Genomic DNA, 20160 nt, shown 5'->3' with positions numbered 1-20160 from the left:
ACGGTTTGTTGTCGGTCACGGTCGACGCTCCCAAAATGCCGGGCCGAGAGCTTCGATGTAGTCACCCGTTGTGACTAGGAAACCCTCTTCGTTCACTGTAATAGGCAACTGCGGAAGTGCACGAGCGGCCGGACCGAAAATCGGCTTTCCGTAGGTCAGCGCGTCGAACTGCGACTGGTGGCACGGGCAGAGGATTCGGTTGGTCTGCTGTTCGTACAGGGAGGTGGGGCAGCCGAGGTGGGTGCAGATCTTCGAGAAGGCGAAGTAGTCGCCGTAGTTGAAGCTCTCCTGGCCCTTGCGCTTGGTGACCCGCGCCGTGTCCTCCGTGCGGAGGCGGATGAGCATGGTCGCGTTGCGGATGCCGCGCAGCGCCTCGAGCAGCGCGTCGTGGTCGCCGCGGTCGGACTCACGGAACGGGAACACCGTTTCCATGGCGCCGGCGTCCAGGTCTTCCGGGCGGACGAGGACGACGTCCTCGGGGCGACCGGTGTCGCGGCGCAGGTAGATGGTCTCGCCCGCGTAGCGGGGCGTCCATCCCGACACCCACAGCGGGGAGTCGTCGCGCTTGGCCCACGGGTTCTTGACCAGACCACCGAGGGGCATGACGGACATGATGCCGAGGGCACCGCCGCCGAAGATGAGGGTGCGCTTGAGGAGCTTGCGGCGTCCCAGCGTCGACGTGTCGAACGAGTCGCCGAGTTCCGCGACGATCGTCTTGCGATCGACCTCGGACGATCCACCGTCGTGGCGGTCCTGGATGGACACCTCTTCGGGGATGAACTTCTTGGTGAACTGCACCGCTCCGACACCGAGGCCGAGGATGGCCAGACCCATGGTGAGGCCGATCAGCGGCGTGTACAGGCTGTAGGCCGAGTAGTGCTCCTCGCCGGCGCCTGCGTACTCCCAGGGCCAGAAGAGGTAGATCGCGATGAACGCGATCGCCGAGATGCCGGAGAGAGCGAACCAGAAGGCGACCGACCGCTCGGCGCGCTTCTCGGCCTTCGTCCCCGGAACCGCCCAGCGGTTGCGGCGGAACGCGACATCGACGTGGTCGAGGTTGGTGCCGAGCTCGACCAGTTCGTCGCGGCTCAGGTTCTCGAGTTCTGCATCCGTGTACTTCTTTGGCGTGGCGCCGCCCGGCTGGCCAGCGTCGCTCATGACCTTGCTCCGATCCACAGTGCTGCACCGACGACAGCGATGATTCCGATGACCCACATGGCCAAGCCCTCGGAGGCGGGACCGATGCCGCCGAGTCCGTAGCCGCCGGGCTGCTTCGTCTCGCCTGACGACTTGATGTAGGCGATGATGTCCTTCTTCTCCTCGAGGGTCAGCTGACGGTCCGAGAACTTGGGCATGTTCTGCGGGCCGGTGACCATCGCGGCGTAGATCTGCTGCTCGCTGGCCGGGTCGAGGACCGGCGCGTACTTACCGGACGAGAGCGCACCGCCACGCCCGGTGAAGTTGTGGCAGGACGCGCAGTTGAGGCGGAAGAGCTCGCTGCCGCGTCCGATGTCGCCGCCGCGCAGCGACGACTGGGCGATCTCGCCGTTCTCGTCGCGGATGACGGTGGGGCCGCCACCGTTGGCCTGGACGTACGCGCCGATGGCGTCCGTCTGCTCGGCGTCGAACTTGACGGGCTTGCGCTCGACCTGGGCCTCGTTGCGCGAGGCCGGCATGCGTCCCGACGACACCTGGAAGTACACGGCTGCCTCGCCGACACCGATCAGGCTCGGTCCGCGATCCTGCACACCCTGCAGGTTCGCGCCGTGGCACGTGATGCACGACGTGTCGTACAACTGCTTGCCCTCGCGGATCAGTGCTGCCTGATCGTCGGTGGCGGTGGCCACCTGCGGGGTCGGCGTCAACGCGGACGCGAGGAAACCGGCGCTGACCAGTCCCATCATCAGGACCAGGGCGCCCGTGACGCGCCTGCGGAGCTTCCGCTGGCGGCGTGCCTTCGCGGCAGACGCTGTGGTATCGGATGCGGGAGGGGGGGATGAACTCATCTGTATCCCTTTGGTATGTCGGGACGGACTGGACGTCAGGGGGCTGCCTGGGGCGTTCAGCTGATCAACGGATGAAATAGATCGTGGCGAACAGGCCGATCCACACGATGTCGACGAAGTGCCAGTAGTACGAGACGACGATGGCGGCGGTGGCCTGGGCGGGCGTGAACTTGCTGACCTTGGTGCGTGCGATCAGGAAGACGAACGCGATGAGGCCGCCGATCACGTGCATGCCGTGGAAGCCGGTGGTCATGTAGAACACCGAGCCGTACACGCTGCTGGAGATCGAGGTGCCGTGCTCGACGAGGTGGATGTACTCGTAGGCCTGGCCGAGGACGAAGAAGGTGCCCATCGCCAGCGTCAGGAGGTACCACCGGCGGAGGCCGAAGACGTCGCCGCGCTCGGCCGCGAACACACCCATCTGGCAGGTGAACGACGAGGCGATCAGCACCAGCGTCACCGGTACGGCGAGGAACAGATTCAGCTCGGTCGGCTCCGGCGGCCAGTTCCCATTCGCCTGTGCTCGCGCCACGAAGTACATGGCGAAGAGCCCTGCGAAGAACATGAGCTCACTTGACAACCACACGATGGTGCCAACGCTGACCATGTTAGGTCGGTTCAGCGAGTGCACGCGTTGGGTGATTGCTGATCCTGAAGTCCCTACTGCGCTCGTCACAGACAGAAGTATGACGCTTCGTCGTAAGAGACGACTACCCGGGTCCACCCTCGGCGCGTCGACGCGCCCCGCTTGTCCGATTCTCCCTGCTGACAGCCCTGGTGGCGGACCGTGAAAGGGTGGAGTCATGCGCTCTCGTGACAACAGTACGGGGTGGCTGCGGAGGCTGTTCGGCAGTCGGCAACCGGCCCCTCTCGATCAGGATCGTCCCGACCTCGTGGTCGTCGCCTCGAGCTTCGACGACGTGGAGGCGTGCTCGACCGCGCTCGACCGCGCCGCCGCCGAGAATCCGCGGTGGGACGCCGGCGCGGAAGCGGTGCTGCGGCACCATCTGCGGCTGCCCGCCTCGTCCGTGGCCGACGCCGTGTCGATCGCCGCGCAGGACGGTTACCGACCGCAGGATCCGGACGGTCCGGCATCCCCGGCCGAGGACGGTGCGACGGTCGGACTCGTGCTGCAGCGGGTCCAGATCCTCGATGCGCTGCACTGTTCTCAGGAACGGTCGAGAATGGCCGGGCTGGCGCAGCGGCTCGGTGGCTCGGTCGACGGCTGGGACGCGATGCAACCGGCGCGCGAGTCCGATCCGCCCGGTGACTAGGCTGCCAGGACCGGATCCGCCACTAGTACAAGGGGACACGACGATGCAGAGCCCTACTGCTCAGGGGACGAACGACGGTGTGCGGCCGGCACGCACGTGGCCGTCGGTCCTCGGCACGCTCACCGACGGACGTGACCTGTCGGTGGACGAGGCGAGATGGGCGATGGACGAGATCATGTCCGACAACGCCACGTCCGCGCAGATCGCGGCGTTCGGGGTCGCCCTCAAGATGAAGGGCGAGACACCGGAGGAGTTGCGCGGACTCGCGGACTCGATGCTCGGGCACGCGCGCAAGGTCCCCGTCGACGACGACGTCGTCGACATCGTCGGCACCGGTGGTGACCGATCCAACACCGTGAACATCTCCACGATGGCGTCACTCGTGGTCGCGGCGTCCGGCATTCGCGTCGTCAAACACGGAAACCGGGCCGCGTCGTCCAAGAGCGGCGGCGCGGACGTTCTCGAGGCACTCGGGGTGAAGATCAATCTCGGCCCCGACGAGGTGGCCCGCTGCGTCCGGGAGGTCGGCATCGGTTTCTGCTTCGCGCCGGTGTTCCATCCCGCCCTGCGGTTCGCGGGCGCGCCGCGCAAGGAGATCGGCATCCCGACCGTCTTCAACGTGCTCGGACCGCTCACCAATCCGGCCCGTCCGCGGGCCGGCCTCATCGGCTGCGCGTTCCCGGGCCTGATCTCGGTGGTCGCCGGTGTGCTCGCGCAGCGCGGCAACTCGGCGCTCGTGGTGCGCGGTGACGACGGCCTGGACGAGTTGACGACGTCGACGACGTCGACCGTGCACATCGTGGCGGACGGGGCGGTGACCACTCGTCAGCTCGACCCCAGGGACATCGGGATCGCGCGGGTGTCGCTCGACGAACTGCGCGGCGGCGATGCCGAGGTGAACGCGGCGGTGGCGCGGCGACTCCTCGCCGGTGAGACCGGACCCGTACGCGACGCGGTCCTCCTCAACGCCGCGGCGGCGATCGCCGCGTTCCGGGGACTCGGCGGCCGGACGCTCGAAGACGCGCTGTCGGACGGACTCTCGGCGGCGGCAGAGGCGATCGACACTGGAGCGGCCGCGACGCTGCTCGCGCGGTGGGCCGAACTCACGTCGGGACTGGCCACCAGCAAATAGTCGGCGGAGCTACTCGCCGATCGAGAAGCCCGCTTCCACGTCCGCGCTGGAGTAGGACTGGAACGCGATGTGCGTCGCCGTCCGGGAGACGCCGTCCACCTTGTTGATTCCCTCGGTGACGACCTCCGCGATCTTCGCGTGGTCCCGGACCCGCACGATCGCGATCAGGTCGACGTCGCCTGCGCAGGAATAGACCTTGTCGACGCCCTCGATGTCGGCGACGGCCTGAGCGGTCTCCGGGATGCGGTGGGCTTCGGCGTGGATCAGGACGATGGCGTTGATCATGATCGCCAGCCTAAGCGGTGGTCGGCAGAACCCGGCGCGGGTGGTCGGGTCTCGGCGTCCCGTGTCGACGCGCTGCCCGCTCGCGCCAGTGCGCACCACTCGGACCAGGATCCGGCGCCCCGTGCGGGCTCGCACCAGCCCGCGGATGCGCTGACGATGCGGGTGTCCTCCTGGTCGAGCCAGCGCGCGAGCAGGCCGGCCTCCTCGGGGGACGCGCCGCGGAGCGGAGTTGCGTCGGGAACGACGGTTTCGGCGGTGAGGACGAGTGCATCGACCACCGGCATCGGGTGAATTCCGCGCCGGGCGCAGCCCGCGGACGCGAGACGCCCGGAACGGATCACCGCGAACTCCCAGCCGCCGGTCGCGGCCGGGCGAGCGGCCACGAGCTGATCGAGCGCGGTGAGGGCGGCAAGGCGCTGCATCCTCCGCAACGCGAGCACGACCTCCGCGGTGCGATCACGCAGCCGTGCGGCGTTCTCGAACAACTCGCCGGCGGCCAGCTCCTCCACCCGTGCGCGCATGCGCTGCAGCGGGGCGTCGTCCAGGCCGCGCAGGAACTGCCGGAAGAGTGCCGGCCCGGGACGGTAGTCGTCCTCCGTGGCGCGGTCGTGGACGGACGCCGGGCAGCCTCCGAGCTCGCGGGGTGGGCACTGCGGACCGTGCTCCCTTCCCTTCGGGATGCGGCTCGTGCAGGTGCGGAGAATGCAGTACTCGGCGAGGACGTCGGCGACGTCGACGGCGGTCGAGCGGGACCGGAACGGACCGAGCGAGTCGGCGGTCGGGGTACGCACCACCGACAGCCGGGGGAAGGCCTCCACGGTGAGCGTGATCCACCACCCGCGTTTCGGGTATTTGGACCTCCGGTTGTACGGCGGCGTGTGCGCGGCGAGCAGCCGGAGCTCGCGCACACCCGCCTCGAGTGCATGCGCGCACTCGACGTGGTCGATCCGGGTGGTCAAGGCCACCATCTCCTTCATCCGGCCACGCGTCTCCGAGCCGGTGAAGTAGTTGCGCACCCGCCGGCGCAGATCGGTCGCTGTGCCGACGTACAGGACCTCGTCGGACGGTCCGCGGAACAGGTACACGCCCGGAGCGTGGGGGAGATGGCTGGCGAGCGTCCGTTTCGCCCGCTGGTGCGAGGAGACGTCGGGAAGGTAGTCGACGAGCTCGGTGAGACTGTGCACCCCTTGATTGCCGACCCTCGCGATGAGGGCGTGCAGGACGTCGACGGTGGCCCGGGCGTCGTCGAGTGCCCGGTGGGTCGGAGTGGTCCCGACGTCGAACAGCCGGGCCAGCGACGACAGCTTGACGGACGGCGCTTCGTCGCGGCTGAGGACGCGCCGGGCCAGTTTGACGGTGCAGAGCACGGTGAACTTGGGCCAGGGGGTGTCGGTGGCGGACGCGGCGGCCTTGAGGAAGCCCGTGTCGAACGGGGCGTTGTGCGCGACGAGCACCGCGCCGCGTGCGAACTCCAGGAACGCCGGCAGCACTCGCTCGATCCGCGGGGCGTCGATCACCATGGCGGTGGTGATGCCGGTGATCTCCACGATGTGCGGGGGGATGGACCGTCCCGGGTCGACGAGAGTGGCCATTTCGGCGATCACCTCGCCACCGCGGATCTTCACGGCGCCGATCTCGGTGATGGCGTCCTCGCCCGGCCGCGCTCCGGTGGTCTCGAGGTCGACCACCACGAACGTGGTGTCCCGCAGTGGGGTGTCGAGCTCGTCGAATCTCAGCTGTTCGGGTACACCGGGGACGCTCACGGCTCAGAGCGTATGGACGGGCACCGACAGAACCGCCCGGAGAGCCGGAGAGACGAGGATCACACTGACCGTCTCGGGCGGCGGTCACGGGCGGTGCGAGGGTCGGGCGCGCGGCCGAAAACGAGGTGTTCGGACGGGGCGGGGACCGGTACCGGCCGGTCGGGCGCGTGTCGCGGGTGCGGTCCGCGGCACCCCGGTTGAACAGCAGAAACGCTGACCGGGAGAGAATCGGGGAGTCGTCAGGCTTCGCGAAATGCCCACTCCCGCTGTCGAAACGAGATCGGAAACAAACCGCCTGTTATCCGGTCGTTACCGAATGTGGGTATCGCGCGCCCGCAAAGCCGGAATCGGCCCAAACGGACACTTTCCGCGTGTTCCGGTCGACATCGGGGTATTCCATTTCGTAACCTTCCTGAGACCTAGCGGAGTCTCGCAGCCCCAACACCGGGGCAGCATCGCTAGTCACCGCCTAATCGGCCACTCGCGAGAGCGGTCGTACCGGGAACCCAAGTTTCTACTGGGGTGAATCCCGCCGGGACGTCCTCACGCACCGGTGGGTAGGGCTGATCTTCCCAGCCCGAACCCGTCAGCTAACTCGGTCGGCGGATGAATGGAAGAAACGGAGTACCCCTTTCGTGGCGTCACAAGTTTCCAAGCGGAATGTGCGACGGGCAGTCGTCGCCGGCGCGCTCGCAGTCGGAGCGCTCACCGCTACCGCGGCCCCCGCGGCCGCAGATCCCGTCACCATCCCCGGAGTCGGAACCTTCGAGATCCCGGGTGTCGTCATCCCGCAGATCCCCGGTGTCCCGAACCTGCCCGCGCCCCCGGCGCCGGCCGGCACCGCAGGTGACAAGGCCGTTCAGGCCGCACAGACCAAGCTCGGCTCGCCGTACGTCTACGGCGCCGCCGGCCCCAACTCGTTCGACTGCTCCGGTCTGGTGCAGTGGGCGTTCAAGCAGGCCGGACTGAACCTGCCGCGCACCAGCTACGCGCAGGCGGCGGCAGGCGCTCCCGTCTCGCAGTCCGATCTCCGCCCCGGCGACGTCGTCTCCTTCTACGGCGGATCGCACTCGGGCATCTACGCCGGCAACGGCAACGTGATCCACGCCTCCACCGAGGGTCAGCCCGTCAAGTTGGCGCCCATCGCGTCCATGCCTTTCGACGGCGCACGCCGCTACTGATCCACACGCGAGGCGAGGCATCCACCGAGTCGAGGGCGGGGATGCACGGGGTAGCTTCGTAGGATCTCGCACGACCACCGAGGGTGGGTTCGAATCACGATTCGAACCCACCCTCGATGTCGTTGCGCCCCAGGCAGACAGCGTGTCGTTCACCCGTCGGGTGGTCCCCGCCACCCCGTTCGTGACATAGGTGGACACAAACGTATGCCGTTCCGTAACCTATCCGAGACCTTGCGAAGTCTTGTCGCGCCAACCGGGCGGCAACGCGGGTCACCACCTCTTCGGCACTCCACGGTCGCATCGGCCGAGGAAATCCCTGAGCCGCGCCTCGGACACCCGGCCCGGCTGGTGGAGAGCGACGATCGGAGAACTGCATTTCCGTGGCCTCACACAAGTTGAAGCGCTCCCTGGGCAGCGTGCTGACCGCCGGCGTGCTGTCGGTGGCCCTCGTGTCGCTGCCGGCGATCCAGGCCGGCGCAGACCCGGTGACCACCAACCCGACCGACGCGCTGACGAAGCTCGGTGACCTGTCCCGGCAGTCCGAGCAGACGTCGGAGGCACTCCACAACGCGCAGATCGATCTCGCGGCCAAGCAGTCGGCGCAACGCGACGCCGACGCGCAGCTCGCAACGGACCAGGGTGTGCTCGACGCCGCCAACGCGCGCGTCGCCGTCTTCCAGCCTGTCGTGAACAAGCTCGCCACCGCCAACTACCAGGGCGCACGGACCAATCGCCTCTTCGCCGTGATGGTGAGCGATTCGCCGCAGCAGCTCCTGGACCAGATGTCCGCCCTGGACGCCATCTCCAACGACACCCGCAATCAGGTCGCGCAGTTCCAGTCGGCCACGTCGGAAGCCACGAAGGCCGCCGAGGCGTCGAAGAAGTCCGCCGATTCCGCACGGTCCGCGACCGAGCAGGCCAAAGCGGTGAGCGACGATCTGCAACGCAAGCAGAGCGACCTGCAGGCGCAGATCGCCGACGTGATCAAGGCATTCGGAGATCTCACCGGCGCCGAACGCGACCAGCTGGCGGGCACGCCCTTCCCGCCCGGCTTCGACCCGAACACGATCCTCGCGCATCTCACCCCCGGCTCGGGCACGAGCGCGCTGCAGGCAGGCATGACCCGTATCGGCGACCCCTACGTGTGGGGCGCCACCGGTCCGGACGAATTCGACTGCTCGGGACTGGTCGTGTGGGCGTACAAGCAGATCGGCAAGACGCTGCCGAGGTCCAGTCAGGCGCAGGCCAGCGGCGGCACCCCGGTGTCCCGCGACGCCCTGCAGCCCGGCGACGTCGTCCTCTTCTACAACGACGCGTCCCACGTCGGCCTCTATGCAGGAAACGGCAACATTCTCCACGCCTCGACGTTCGGTGTGCCGGTGAAGATCGAGTCGATGGCGAAGTTCCCCTTCTACGGGGCGCGCCGCTACTGACGGCGACCGTCCGACAGCGGCGGCCGGGCGTGCTCATACACTCACCGGCGTGCCCGCTTCAGACCCGTCTCCCGCAACGGATCCGACCTCGCGCCGTCAGGCGCGCCCGTGGGAGCTGGCCGCACTGGCCGGACTCGTCCTCGCCGTCGTCGTCGTCCTCGCGCTGACCGGGTTCTCCCGGACCGAGCGGGGCACGGACGGAGCCGTCGGTACCGCGCAGGCCGACGCCGACGCGCGTGCGACAGCCGTCCAGACGCTCCTCGACACCTGGGCGTCGGCCGTGCGGACGAACGACGCGGCCCGGTTGTCCGGTCTGATGGATCAGGCGGCGGCACCGGGATTCCTGGCCGCCGAGACGCGGCGGGCGGGCAACGTTGCCGGGGTCGAGTTCTCGGACTGGGGCTACGAGATCGCCGAGGGCGCCCAGACAGCGGTGCCGTCGAGCCTCGGCGACGCGCTCGGGGCCGACGAGGTGTGGGCCCCCGCCGTGCAGCTCCGCTACGCGATCGCGGACGAGAGCCCCACCCGCAAACCGGTGGCTCTCGTCGTCGCCCGGCGCGGCGAGCGCTGGGCACTGGTCAGCGACAGCGCCACCGTGGACGGCGACCGGCGGACCTGGCGCGGACCGTGGGATTTCGGACCCGTCGTGTCGCGCCGCGTCGACACCGGTGACGGGCAAACGTCGGTGGTGCTCGGACATCCCGAGAACGCCACCATGGTCGACCGGCTGGCGGACGAACTCCCCGCCGCCGTCGTCAACGCCACCCAGCTGTGGGGTTCGAACTGGGCGGGCCGCGCGCTCGTGTGGGTCGCGGGATCGCAGGACGAGTTCACGGCGCTCGTCGGCCCGAATCACGACGGACGCGACATCGCCGCCGTCGCCATCTCGGACGCCGTCGACCCCGACGCCGCCACGGTCACCGGACAGCGGATCGTGTTCAGCCCCGCGTCCGAGGACCGGCTGACCGAGGTCACCCGCCGGGCGATCCTGCGGCACGAGCTGATCCACGTGGCGGCGCGCGCCGAGACGGTGGACCGCTCACCGATGTGGGTGCTGGAGGGCTACGCGGAATACGCGGCATACCGGGGTACCGGCGAGGCCGAACGGCAGATCGCGCCGGCACTGACCGCGCAGGTGGGCGCCGAGGGTCCGCCGACCGAGTTCCCCGAGGACACCGACTTCTCCGGATACGGCGAACGCGGCTCGGTCGCCTACGAGACGGCATGGTCGATCAACGCCTTCGTCGCGGAGCAGTACGGCGAATCGAGGCTGACGGAGCTGTACCGGACGCTGGCCGTGGGCGAGGCGGACCCGGAGACGGTCGACGGACGGCTGTCCGACGTCCTCGGCGTCGACGCCGATCAGTTCCGCGACCGCTGGACCGACTGGGTGGGCGCTCACCTGGGGTGACCCTGCGTCGCCTGCGCACGGTCCACCGCCTACGGTGATCACATGCGCCGAACCCTGTTGGTGACGAACGATTTTCCGCCGCGACCCGGTGGAATCCAGTCGTACCTGCACACCTTCGCCAAGCACCTGCCCGCCGACGACCTGGTCGTCTACGCCCCGCGCTGGCGCGGCGACTCGCATATCAAGTTCGATGCGCGGCAACCGTTTCAGGTCGTCCGGCACCCCACCACCTTGATGGTGCCCACGCCGTTCGTCGCCCGCCGGGCCGCCAAGCTGCTCGTCGAACACGACTGCACGGGCGTCTGGTTCGGCGCAGCGGCCCCGCTCGCGCTGCTGAGTTCGACGCTGCGCCGCGCCGGGGCGGAACGGGTGGTCGCCAGTACCCACGGGCACGAGGTCGGCTGGTCGATGCTCCCCGCCGCCCGCCAGGCCCTCGGACGGATCGGCGACCGGACCGACGTCGTCACGTACGTCAGCCGGTACACGAGGGGCCGATTCGCGTCCGCGTTCGGCGCGAGTGCCGCGCTCGAACACCTGCCGCCCGGAGTCGACACCGACCTGTTCACCCCGGACAGCGGCGCGCGGGCCGAACTGCGGTCCCGGTACGGTCTGGGGGAGCGGCCGACGGTCCTGTGCCTGTCCCGTCTCGTGCCGCGCAAGGGCCAGGACATCCTGATCAAGGCGCTCCCGGGCATCCGCGAGCACATCGACGGCGCCGTGCTCGTGATCGTCGGCGGCGGCCCCTACGAGGACCGTCTACGCTCGCTCGCGCGCTCGGTCGGGGTGGAGGACCACGTCGTGTTCACGGGCACGGTGCCGTCCGCGGAGCTGGCGGCGCACCACACGATCGCCGACGTGTTCGCGATGCCGTGCCGCACGAGGGGCGCGGGACTCGACGTCGAAGGCCTCGGCATCGTCTTCCTCGAGGCGTCGGCCACCGGTGTGCCGGTCATCGCCGGACAGTCCGGTGGCGCCCCGGAAACGGTGCGGCAGAACGAAACCGGGATGGTCGTGGACGGCACGTCGGTGGCCGAGGTGGCGCGATCGGTGATCTCGGTGCTGTCGGATCGCGACCGCGCGGCCGCGATGGGTGCGGCCGGCCGCGAATGGGTCAAGGCGGAGTGGCGATGGGACGTGCTCGCCGCCAAGCTGCAGGCACTGCTTGCGTGACCGCCCGTGAGTACTTGTCAACCGCGGGCGGTTAACAAGTACTCACGAGCCCGGAGGGCACTATTTCGCGTAGATGGCCGCGATGTCGTCGGCGAAGCTGTCGTGCACGACGTTGCGCTTGAGCTTCATCGTCGGCGTGAGCTCGCCGGTTTCCTCGGTGAAGTCGACGGGCAGGACCCGGAACTTCTTGATGGCCTCCGCGTGTGACACGAGCTTGTTGGCCTCCGCGACGGCCTCGTCGATCTCGGCCGTGAGGTCGGCGTCGGTGAGCAGATCCGCGACCGTGGTCCCTGCGGGCTTGCCGTTGCGCTCGTTCCATGCGGGCAGTGCGTCGGCGTCGATGGTGATCAGCGCGCCGATGAACGGCTGCTGGTCTCCGACGACGATGGCCTGGCTGATCAGCGGGTGCGCACGCAGGTGATCCTCGAGCTGGGCGGGGGAGACGTTCTTGCCACCCGCTGTGACGATGATCTCCTTCTTGCGGCCGGTGATGGTGATGTACCCGTCCGTGTCGACCGACCCGAGGTCGCCGGTGTGGAACCAGCCGTTCTCGATCGCGTCGGCGGTCGCGTTCTCGTTGCGCCAGTACCCGCTGAAGACGACCGGCCCCGACAGCAGGATCTCACCGTCGTCGGCGATGCGAACGGAATTGCCCGCCAACGGCTTGCCGACCGAGCCGACCTTCTGCTCGCCGATCGTGTTGACCGCGAAAGCCGCGGACGTCTCGGTGAGGCCGTAGCCCTCGTAGATCGTGATGCCGATGCCGCGGAAGAAGTGGCCGAGGCGGGCGCCGAGCGGGGCGCCGCCCGAGATCGCCAGCTGGCATTTGCCGCCGAGCGCGGCCCGCAGCTTCGAGAACACCAGCTTGTCGAACAGTGCGTGCTTGGCCTTGAGGACCAGTCCCGGCCCGCCCTTGTCCTGAGCCTCGCTCCAGGCGATGGCCGTCTCGGCGGCGGCGTCGAAGATCTTGCCCTTGCCCTCGCCGTGGGCCTTGGCGCGGGCGCTGTTGTACACCTTCTCGAACACCCGCGGCACCGACAGGATGAAGTCGGGGCGGAACTCGCCGAACGTGGGGACGAGGTTCGGGATGTCGCTGGTGTGTCCGAGTGCGGCGCCGGCGTCGAACGACGCGATGCTGACGGCGCGCGCCAGCACATGCGCCATCGGCAGGAACATGAGGGTGCTGACGCCGGGCGTCTTCAGCAGGGTGCCGAGGCTGGAATCGAGGATGCCCTTGGACTCGGCGATGAGGTTGGAATGGGTGAGCTGGCAGCCCTTGGGCCTGCCGGTGGTGCCGGAGGTGTAGATGAGGGTGGCCGGATCGCTCGACTTCAGCGCGGCGACGCGGGCCCGGACATCGGCGTCGGGAACGTCGGCGCCCAGTGCGGTCAGTTCCTCGACGACGCCGCGGCCGCCGTCGGACGCCTCGATCTGGTAGACGCCGCGCAGCGCGGTCGCCTCGGCGGCGACTGCCTTCACGGTGGCCGCGTGTGTCGCGTTCTCGACGACGAGATCGATCGCGGCGGAGTCCTCGAGGATCCACCGGACCTGCTCGGCGGAGGATGTCTCGTAGATCGGGACGGTGACGCCGCCCGCTGCCCAGATCGCGAAGTCGACGAGGGGCCACTCGTAGCGGGTTGCCGACATCAGTGCCACCCGGTCGCCCTGCTGGACGCCGAGGGCGATGAGACCCTTGGCGACTGCGGTGACCTGTGCCGCGAATTCGGCGGCCGTGACGTCGGTCCAGCGTCCGCCGATCTTGCGCTTGTACACGACCAGCGTCGGGTCGGCCGCGGCGTGGGCGAACACCGAGTCGACCGCGGACGCGTCCTCCGCGATCGTGAACGACTGTGGCGCGCTGAACTCGGGCACGAAAACCTCCGACACTGAAGATACTGACGAGTAGGATTGCGTTCCCAACTTTAGACCTTCCCCGGCCAGGTCTGCTTCCTGGCCGAAGAAGGGTGGTCAGAGCCCTGTCCGCGCGGTGCCGCGGAACCCCACGGCCACCGCTCACGGCGGTATGTGAAGCTAGTCGCCGTGAGCAGCATTCAGGTCGCAGACCAGACGTTCATCGCGGCCCCACCGCAGCAGGTCGCGGCGGCGATCGCCCCGCCGGCCCGCTGGCGCCGGTGGTGGCCCGATCTCACCCTCGCCGTCCGCGAGGACCGGGCCGAGAAGGGCATCCGGTGGACGGTGGCCGGACCGCTCACCGGAACCATGGAAGTGTGGCTCGAGCCGGTGCTGGACGGAGCGATCGTCCACTACTTCCTCCACGCCGAACCGGCCCGCAGCGAGGGCACCCCCGATCTGGCCGCACTGAACCGTCGCAGGCGCGTCGAGGGCAAAGTGATGTCCTTCGAAGTGAAGAAGGAACTCGAGGCAGGTCGCGCTGCGGGAGAACCGCCGTCCTGAGGCGGATCCGCCCGCCGCGGCAGGGTCGGCATTGTGTCAGAGCGCCGAGATCGTGTGTGATAGTCGGGCACAACACAGACATACGAAACCGGTAACGGCGTGGCCCCGCGATCGACGAGCGGGTCGGCCAGGCGAAAGGAAGCGTTCACTCCATGCCCGAGAGGACCAAGAGGTCGATCAGTATCGAGGCGCCGCCCGCCCGGGTGATGGATGTGATCGCCGACTTCGACGCGTACCCGGCGTGGGTGACTGCCGCGAAGTCCGTCGAGGTCATGGAACCCGGCAAGGGCGGCCGGGCCGACCGGGTGCGGTTCGTGCTCGACGCCGGCATGGTCAAGGACACGTACGTACTCCGCTACGACTGGGCGCCCGACGGCAAATCGGTCAGCTGGGAACTCGAGTCCGGTGAGATCCAGAAGTCGCAGTTCGGTTCGTACGTTCTGGAGGACGAGCCGGGCGGCGGCACCACCGTCACGTACGAGCTCACCGTCGACCTCACCATCCCGATGATCGGCCTGTTCAAGCGCAAGGCGGAGAAGGCGATCACCGACACCGCGCTCAAGGAACTCAAGAAACGGGTGGAAGGCTGAGCAGCGAGGGTCGTGCCGGACCTGCCCGGGTCCAGTTCTTCGTCGGGAAGGGGGGCGTCGGAAAGACGACGCTCGCGGCCGCGACGGCACAGGCGGCCGCAGAGGCCGGACACCGGACTCTGCTCGTCTCGCTCGACCAGGCGCACTCTCTCGCCGACGTCATCGGGATCGCCGCCGCCCGGGACCTCGTGTCCGTGACCGACACCCTCGACGTCCTCGAACTCGACACCCTCACGTTGCTCGAGAACAGATTCCGGAGTCTGACAGCGGTTCTCGCGGCCGCCGGAACACACGACCACGGCGCCCAGCTGTCCGCGCTCGAACCGGAGGAGCTGACCGGGCTTCCCGGCGTGCAGGACGTGCTCGGGCTGCGTGAGGTCGTCCGGTTCGCCACGGAGGGCGACTACGACGCCGTCGTGGTGGACTGCCCGCCCACCGCGGACTGCCTGCGGACGCTCGCCGCGCCCGCGATGGCTCTCGAGTACATCGAGCGGGTGTGGCCGCAGCACCGCCGCATCGCCGCGCTCCTGGGTTCCGATCCCCGCCTCGTGATGCTGGTGACGCTGATCGAACAGGTCGTCGCCGCGGTCGGCGAGATCCGGGAGATGCTCGCGAACCGGGCGAAAACCACTGTGCGACTGGTGACGACACCGGAGCGGGTGGTGCTGACGGAGACCCGGCGCACCGTGGCGGTGGCCGCGCTGTCCGGCCTGCGCGTCGACGCCATCCTCGTGAACAACCTTCTGCCGCACTTCGATTCGCCGGCAGGACACGACGATCCCGGTGTGGCATGGTTGATCAGGCGGCGAGCCCTGCAGCAACGGGTCCTTGCCGAGCTGACCGCCTCCGCGGGCACCACCGTGATCCTCTCGGTGACCCGGTCGGTGACGGAGCCGGTAGGGTGGGCCGATCTCGGCGGAATCGCCCGGGAGTTGTATGCCGACGACACGGACGCGGTTGCGGTGCTGGGGAAGAACCCACCTGCGGTGCGTGTGGGGCTGGAATCGGGGGCCGGTGTGGATTCTGTGTACACGATGCGGATGTATCTGCCGCTCGTGAACCCGTCGACCCTCACGTTGGGTCGAGTGGAGGACGACTTGGTCGTGGGAGCTGAAGGGGTGCGCCGCCGGGTCCGCCTCGCCTCGGTCCTGCGCCGGTGCGTCGTCGCGGGCGCAGAACTCGACGGAAGTGATCTGGTCGTGCGCTTCACGCCCGACCCGCAGGTGTGGCCGGTATGAACGACGACCACGCGCAGCTGGTGGCGGAGCTGCGGGCACTCGCCGAGACCGCCCTGGACCGTCTCGAGCCGCTTCTCCAGCGTGCGGCGGCGCCGCACGCCCAGGCGGGCGTCGAGGACGCGCCCCCCGGAACCGGGCAGTGGTCGGGATGCACGTGGTGCCCGGTGTGCGCACTCGCGGCTCTGATCCGCGGCGAGCAGCACGATCTCGTGACCCTGCTCGCCGGCCAGGCGTCCGTGCTGATCGCGGTGCTGCGGCAGGTCCTCGACGAACACGCCGTTCACGACACCCCGGGCCCCGGCGGTCCCGACGCTCCGGAACCCGGCCCCGGCGGCGGAACGTCCGAAGCGGACGGCGGCTCGGCGTTCGAGCCGATCACGGTCACCATCAAGCATTGAGCGTGCCCCGTGCGGGCCGGATCGCCGGACTCGTGCACGTCGGCGATCCGGCATGGGCACAATCATCTCCATGAGCACAGGCACGGGCAGCGAACGTGGCGGCAGCGCGGCGCTGACCATCGGCATCGACGTGGGTGGAACGAGCATCCGTGCGTCGGTGGTCGACTCGGCCGGTGAGGTGCTCGACTCGCTCCAGTCGCCGACCCCGGCGTCGGCAAAGGCGCTCGAGAACGGCCTGGACCGGGCGGTCCGGGAGCTGTCCGCACGGCACGACGTCGCCGCCGTGGGTCTGGCGGTCGCCGGATTCATCACCCCCGACCGCACGACGGTGCGGTTCGCGCCGCATCTGCCGTGGGTGGGTGCACCCGTCGGCCGGGACCTCGGGCAGCGTCTCGGTCTGCCGGTGATCCTCGAGCACGACGTGAACGCGGCGGCGTGGGCCGAGCACCGGTTCGGTGCTGCTGCAGGCGGCCGGAACGTGGTGATGCTCGCCATCGGCACGGGCATCGGGGCGGCACTCCTCGCGGACGGTCGGCTGTACCGCGGCAGCCACGGCGTCGCACCCGAACTCGGCCACATCCAGGTGGTCCCGGACGGACGGCCGTGCGCGTGCGGCAAGCACGGCTGCTGGGAGCGGTACTGCAGCGGGACGGCCCTCGTCGACACCGCGATCGAACTTCTGGCCGCGGATCCGGCGACGTCGACGGTCCTCGCGCGGGACGTGGCGGTCGATCCGGGTGCGCTGACGGGGCGGCGGATCGCGGGCGCGGCACAGGACGGCGATCCGCTGGCACTGGAGACCATGCGGGAGTTCGCCCGTTGGCTCGGCGTCGGCCTGGCGCTCATCGGGGATGTGTACGACCCGGATCTCGTCGTGATCGCCGGCGGCGTCGCGAGTTCCTCGCCGCTGTTCATCGACGAGGCCCGCGAGCACTACGCGGCTCTGACGACGGGGGCCGGGCACCGGCCGCTGGCCCGCATCCGGCCGACCCAGCTGGGGGAGGCGGCGGGCATGATCGGAGCGGCGGAACTCGCCCGGGCTGTCCTGCCCGATCGGGTGGGTTGACGTCCGGCCCACTGCTGTAAACCCGCAGAGTGTGATGCTGTGCGGGCCTCCCAGCCGTGTGTAGCGACCCTCACCCGCCCGAAGTAGAGTCGACCCGAACGAAGCTTGGGTTGTGAACGGGAGGGACGCCATGTGGTACTGGCTCTTCAAGTACGTGTTTTTGGGGCCGGTTCTCTGGGGGCTGGGTAGGCCGACCGTGGAGGGTACGGAGAACATCCCGGCGGAGGGTGGCGCCATCTTGGCGAGTAACCATCAGGCCGTGCTGGATTCGTTCTTCCTGCCGTTGCGTGTGCCGCGGAGGATCACTTTTCTCGCCAAGAGCGAGTATTTCACCGGGACGGGACTCAAGGGCGCCTTCCAGCGCTGGTTCTTCTCGGTGGTCGGTCAGGTTCCGATCGACCGGACGGGCGCCGATGCCGCGCAGGACGCATTGAACGCCGGGTTGCGCGTCCTCTCGCAGGGCAAGCTGCTCGGGATCTACCCAGAGGGCACCCGGTCGCCCGACGGCCGCCTCTACAAGGGCAAGACGGGACTGGCTCGCATGGCTCTGGAGTCCGGTGTGAAGGTCATCCCGGTCGCGATGATCGGTACGGAGAAGGTCAACCCGATCGGCTCCCGGGTGTGGCGTCCCGCGAAGGTCACCATCCGCGTCGGTGAGCCCATCGACTTCTCGCGTTTCGAGGGCATGGGCGGCAACCGGTTCGTCGAGCGGGCCGTCACCGACGAGGTCATGTACAAGCTGATGAAGCTGTCGGGTCAGGAATACGTCGACATCTACGCGGCGACGCTGAAGAAGAAGGCGCCCGCCGCCGACGCCTCGGTGGCCGGCGGGGCGCCTGCGAGCGACGCCACCACCGTCACGCGACTGCCGGACACGCGGGCGAGCTGACGGCCGCGACCTCTCAGCCGACGGGGACGGTGAGATCGTCGGAGGTCTCCGACCGATCGTCCTCGTCGGACTGGGAGGGACGGGTGCGGAACGCGAAAATCGCGACCAGCACCACGGCGAGTCCCCACCACACGTACGACGACGCCAGGAACTGATCCCACAGATTCCAGTGGGTTCCGCTCCACCGTCCCACCCCGAGTTTCCAGTGCGCGGCGAGCCTCACGACGACGACGCCGACCACGGCCGTGACCGCCAGGGCGACGCTCCGGCGACGGTAGGCGAGGACGCCGAACACGAGGATCACCGGCACGGACCACACCCAGTGGTGTGACCAGGACACGGGGGAGACGAGCAGTCCGAGGACGGCGTTGAGTCCCAGCGCGAGCGCGGTCTCGCCGGATCGCAGCGCTCGCACCATCGCGAGAATCACGAGTGCGAGAACCACGACGCTCAGCAGCAGCCAGATCGGGGTGCGCACCGAGTCGCTCAGTCCGAGCCGGGCCAGCACACCGGTGATGCTCTGGTTCGCGGGATACGCCGGGGTGCCGATCCGATCGGAATCGAAGAGGGTGTGCGTCCAGTAGGTGACGGAGTCGTTCCACGTCGCGATCGCGCCCACGGCGCTGAACGCCAGGAAACCGACCCCGGTCACGATGGCCGAGCGAAAGTCCTTGCGCACCAAGAAGTACACAATGAACACGGCAGGCGTCAGCTTCACCGCCGCTGCGAGGCCGATCAGCACGCCGCGCGGCCACGGCGTCTTCTTCGGCAGGCAGTCCGCCGCCACCAGCAGCATCAGCAGGATGTTGATCTGCCCGTAGTCGAGGGTCGACGAGACGGGTTCGAGGGCCATCGACACCGCGAGCGCACCGAGGGCCGTCCACACCAGCGTGGTGCGGGGTGCGATGCCCAGCGAGTCGAGCGTGACGACGAGGACGCCGAACAGCGCGATCAGCGACAACACCGTCACGACGATCCCGGCCGTCGCCAGCGACACCGTCGACAGCGGACTGAAGACGACGGCGGCGAGCGGCGGGTACGTGAACGGCAGGAAGTTGCCCATCTGGGTGGCAGGCATCGACCCGTACAGGGTCGGGCCGTGCAGGAACACCGAACCGCCCAGGCGGTAGACGTCGAGATCCAGCCGGTAGTAGCTGCCGAAGTCCCGCAGGCCGGGCAGTCCGAGCAGGTTGTAGGCGAATCCGACCGCGAGCCCGGCGAGGACGAGGACCCGGACGACGAGACCACCGACGCGGAGATGCGGAGGCACCCGCGGGGAGTCGAGCGGGTCCGCGACAGGGGCGGCGGACTGTCGACCGTCGGAGGTTGCGCGCACCGAGGCCTCCTTCACGAGGTAGGGGTGGATCCGGATGACGCCAACGGGTGAGGCATAGTTTGCGGGCGTGCGTTACTTCTACGACTGCGAGTTCATCGAGGATGGTCGCACGATCGACCTGGTGTCGATCGGGGTGGTCGCAGAGGACGGACGTGAATTCTACGCAGTGTCCACCGAGTTCGATCCCGACCGGGCGGGCAAGTGGGTGCGCAGGAACGTGCTGCCGAAGCTGCCGCAGCCGTCGTCGCCCCTCTGGAAGAGCCGCGCCCGCATTCGCGACGACCTCTACGCGTTCCTGATTCCCCGCCCCGGCATCGTCCCCGAACTGTGGGCGTGGGTGGCCGCCTACGACCACGTCGCCCTCTGCCAGCTGTGGGGGGACATGACGGAGCTACCGCAGTCGCTGCCCCGGTACACGCGGGAACTCCGCCAGTACTGGGAGGAACACGGCAGTCCGGCGCTCCCACCTGCACCGGGTGACGCGCACGACGCGCTCGCCGACGCCAGGCACAACCTGGTGAAGTTCGAGGCAGTTCAGGCGGCGCGCTCACTCCGGTGACCTGACTCGCCATC

General features: G+C 68.9%; 20 protein-coding genes and 1 riboswitch. Of the genes, 13 read left to right on the top strand and 7 right to left on the bottom strand.

Annotation, left to right across the window (positions count from 1 at the left end; all coding sequences use genetic code 11):
• Positions 1 to 15: 15 nt before the first annotated feature.
• The 3 genes from qcrA to ctaE all read right to left on the bottom strand — a co-directional run bounded on the left by qcrA (position 16) and on the right by ctaE (position 2682).
• On the bottom strand, positions 16 to 1158 hold the full coding sequence (gene qcrA, locus ACLIVD_RS24530; RefSeq protein WP_105413618.1) for a cytochrome bc1 complex Rieske iron-sulfur subunit: 1143 nt from the start codon (positions 1156 to 1158) through the stop codon (positions 16 to 18).
• Positions 1155 to 2006 (bottom strand): cytochrome bc1 complex diheme cytochrome c subunit, encoded by an 852-nt coding sequence (gene qcrC, locus ACLIVD_RS24525; RefSeq protein ID WP_105413619.1) that lies wholly within the window; start codon positions 2004 to 2006, stop codon positions 1155 to 1157. Before qcrC ends, qcrA begins: the two co-directional genes overlap by 4 nt.
• Positions 2007 to 2070: 64 nt before the next feature.
• The gene (gene ctaE, locus ACLIVD_RS24520; protein ID WP_005260123.1) at positions 2071 to 2682 is read right to left on the bottom strand and encodes an aa3-type cytochrome oxidase subunit III; all 612 of its coding nucleotides are present in this window, start codon (positions 2680 to 2682) and stop codon (positions 2071 to 2073) included.
• Positions 2683 to 2809: 127 nt separating this feature from the next.
• Between ctaE and ACLIVD_RS24515 the strand changes: the two genes are divergently transcribed.
• A complete protein-coding gene (locus ACLIVD_RS24515; RefSeq protein WP_280782588.1) occupies positions 2810 to 3280 on the top strand; it encodes a hypothetical protein in 471 nt (156 codons plus the stop codon).
• Between the two features lie 43 nt (positions 3281 to 3323).
• The gene (gene trpD, locus ACLIVD_RS24510) at positions 3324 to 4412 is read left to right on the top strand and encodes an anthranilate phosphoribosyltransferase (RefSeq protein ID WP_491930804.1); all 1089 of its coding nucleotides are present in this window, start codon (positions 3324 to 3326) and stop codon (positions 4410 to 4412) included.
• A 9-nt stretch (positions 4413 to 4421) separates the two neighbouring features.
• On the opposite strand, the gene ACLIVD_RS24505 is transcribed toward trpD, so the two are convergent.
• Positions 4422 to 4697, bottom strand: coding sequence for an Lrp/AsnC family transcriptional regulator (locus tag ACLIVD_RS24505; RefSeq protein WP_005247708.1), 276 nt, complete (start codon positions 4695 to 4697; stop codon positions 4422 to 4424).
• Positions 4694 to 6460 carry a DEDD exonuclease domain-containing protein gene (locus ACLIVD_RS24500; protein WP_491930803.1) on the bottom strand — a complete coding sequence of 589 codons (1767 nt, stop codon included), beginning with the start codon at positions 6458 to 6460 and terminating at the stop codon, positions 4694 to 4696. The genes ACLIVD_RS24505 and ACLIVD_RS24500 overlap by 4 nt, the downstream gene beginning before the upstream one ends.
• A 456-nt stretch (positions 6461 to 6916) precedes the next feature.
• Positions 6917 to 7081, top strand: a riboswitch (cyclic di-AMP (ydaO/yuaA leader).
• Between the two features lie 14 nt (positions 7082 to 7095).
• Here ACLIVD_RS24500 and ACLIVD_RS24495 point away from each other — a divergent pair.
• The 4 genes from ACLIVD_RS24495 (at position 7096) to ACLIVD_RS24480 (ending at position 11655) form a co-directional block, all read left to right on the top strand.
• Entirely contained in the window at positions 7096 to 7641 is a 546-nt protein-coding gene (locus ACLIVD_RS24495; RefSeq protein WP_198601990.1) for an NlpC/P60 family protein, read from the top strand.
• A gap of 380 nt (positions 7642 to 8021) precedes the next feature.
• Complete coding sequence (locus ACLIVD_RS24490) at positions 8022 to 9074, top strand: C40 family peptidase (RefSeq protein ID WP_491930802.1); 1053 nt, start codon at positions 8022 to 8024, stop codon at positions 9072 to 9074.
• 49 nt (positions 9075 to 9123) lie between these two features.
• Positions 9124 to 10485, top strand: coding sequence for a peptidase MA family metallohydrolase (locus ACLIVD_RS24485; RefSeq protein WP_283334244.1), 1362 nt, complete (start codon positions 9124 to 9126; stop codon positions 10483 to 10485).
• A 42-nt stretch (positions 10486 to 10527) separates the two neighbouring features.
• Positions 10528 to 11655 carry a glycosyltransferase family 4 protein gene (locus ACLIVD_RS24480; RefSeq protein ID WP_491930801.1) on the top strand — a complete coding sequence of 376 codons (1128 nt, stop codon included), beginning with the start codon at positions 10528 to 10530 and terminating at the stop codon, positions 11653 to 11655.
• A gap of 60 nt (positions 11656 to 11715) precedes the next feature.
• Here ACLIVD_RS24480 and ACLIVD_RS24475 read toward each other — a convergent pair whose 3' ends face one another.
• Positions 11716 to 13527 carry an AMP-dependent synthetase/ligase gene (locus ACLIVD_RS24475; RefSeq protein WP_280782582.1) on the bottom strand — a complete coding sequence of 604 codons (1812 nt, stop codon included), beginning with the start codon at positions 13525 to 13527 and terminating at the stop codon, positions 11716 to 11718.
• Positions 13528 to 13695: 168 nt separating this feature from the next.
• On the opposite strand from ACLIVD_RS24475, the gene ACLIVD_RS24470 reads away from it, so the two are divergent.
• The 6 genes from ACLIVD_RS24470 (at position 13696) to ACLIVD_RS24445 (ending at position 18251) form a co-directional block, all read left to right on the top strand.
• Positions 13696 to 14070, top strand: a complete 375-nt coding sequence (locus ACLIVD_RS24470; protein ID WP_005260151.1) for a hypothetical protein — start codon at positions 13696 to 13698, stop codon at positions 14068 to 14070.
• Positions 14071 to 14222: 152 nt separating this feature from the next.
• The gene (locus tag ACLIVD_RS24465) at positions 14223 to 14660 is read left to right on the top strand and encodes an SRPBCC family protein (RefSeq protein ID WP_009473765.1); all 438 of its coding nucleotides are present in this window, start codon (positions 14223 to 14225) and stop codon (positions 14658 to 14660) included.
• Positions 14657 to 15898, top strand: a complete 1242-nt coding sequence (locus ACLIVD_RS24460; protein ID WP_317567734.1) for an ArsA family ATPase — start codon at positions 14657 to 14659, stop codon at positions 15896 to 15898. Before ACLIVD_RS24465 ends, ACLIVD_RS24460 begins: the two co-directional genes overlap by 4 nt.
• On the top strand, positions 15895 to 16296 hold the full coding sequence (locus ACLIVD_RS24455) for a hypothetical protein (RefSeq protein ID WP_283352573.1): 402 nt from the start codon (positions 15895 to 15897) through the stop codon (positions 16294 to 16296). The genes ACLIVD_RS24460 and ACLIVD_RS24455 overlap by 4 nt, the downstream gene beginning before the upstream one ends.
• 52 nt (positions 16297 to 16348) lie before the next feature.
• The gene (locus ACLIVD_RS24450; RefSeq protein ID WP_280782580.1) at positions 16349 to 17362 is read left to right on the top strand and encodes an ROK family protein; all 1014 of its coding nucleotides are present in this window, start codon (positions 16349 to 16351) and stop codon (positions 17360 to 17362) included.
• Positions 17363 to 17492: 130 nt separating this feature from the next.
• The gene (locus ACLIVD_RS24445) at positions 17493 to 18251 is read left to right on the top strand and encodes a lysophospholipid acyltransferase family protein (protein WP_418342487.1); all 759 of its coding nucleotides are present in this window, start codon (positions 17493 to 17495) and stop codon (positions 18249 to 18251) included.
• A gap of 13 nt (positions 18252 to 18264) precedes the next feature.
• Here the strand turns inward: ACLIVD_RS24445 and ACLIVD_RS24440 are convergent, their stop codons facing one another.
• Positions 18265 to 19587: a glycosyltransferase 87 family protein gene (locus ACLIVD_RS24440; RefSeq protein ID WP_491930800.1), complete on the bottom strand. Its 1323-nt coding sequence runs from the start codon at positions 19585 to 19587 to the stop codon at positions 18265 to 18267.
• A 67-nt stretch (positions 19588 to 19654) separates the two neighbouring features.
• Between ACLIVD_RS24440 and ACLIVD_RS24435 the strand changes: the two genes are divergently transcribed.
• Positions 19655 to 20146: a polyadenylate-specific 3'-exoribonuclease AS gene (locus ACLIVD_RS24435; protein ID WP_491930799.1), complete on the top strand. Its 492-nt coding sequence runs from the start codon at positions 19655 to 19657 to the stop codon at positions 20144 to 20146.
• Positions 20147 to 20160: the final 14 nt, after the last annotated feature.

It is taken from the genome of Rhodococcus sp. G6(2025), assembly GCF_058628105.1.
The sequence above is the reverse complement of the archived record's forward strand: the minus strand, read 5'-3'. Positions and strand labels throughout refer to the sequence as shown.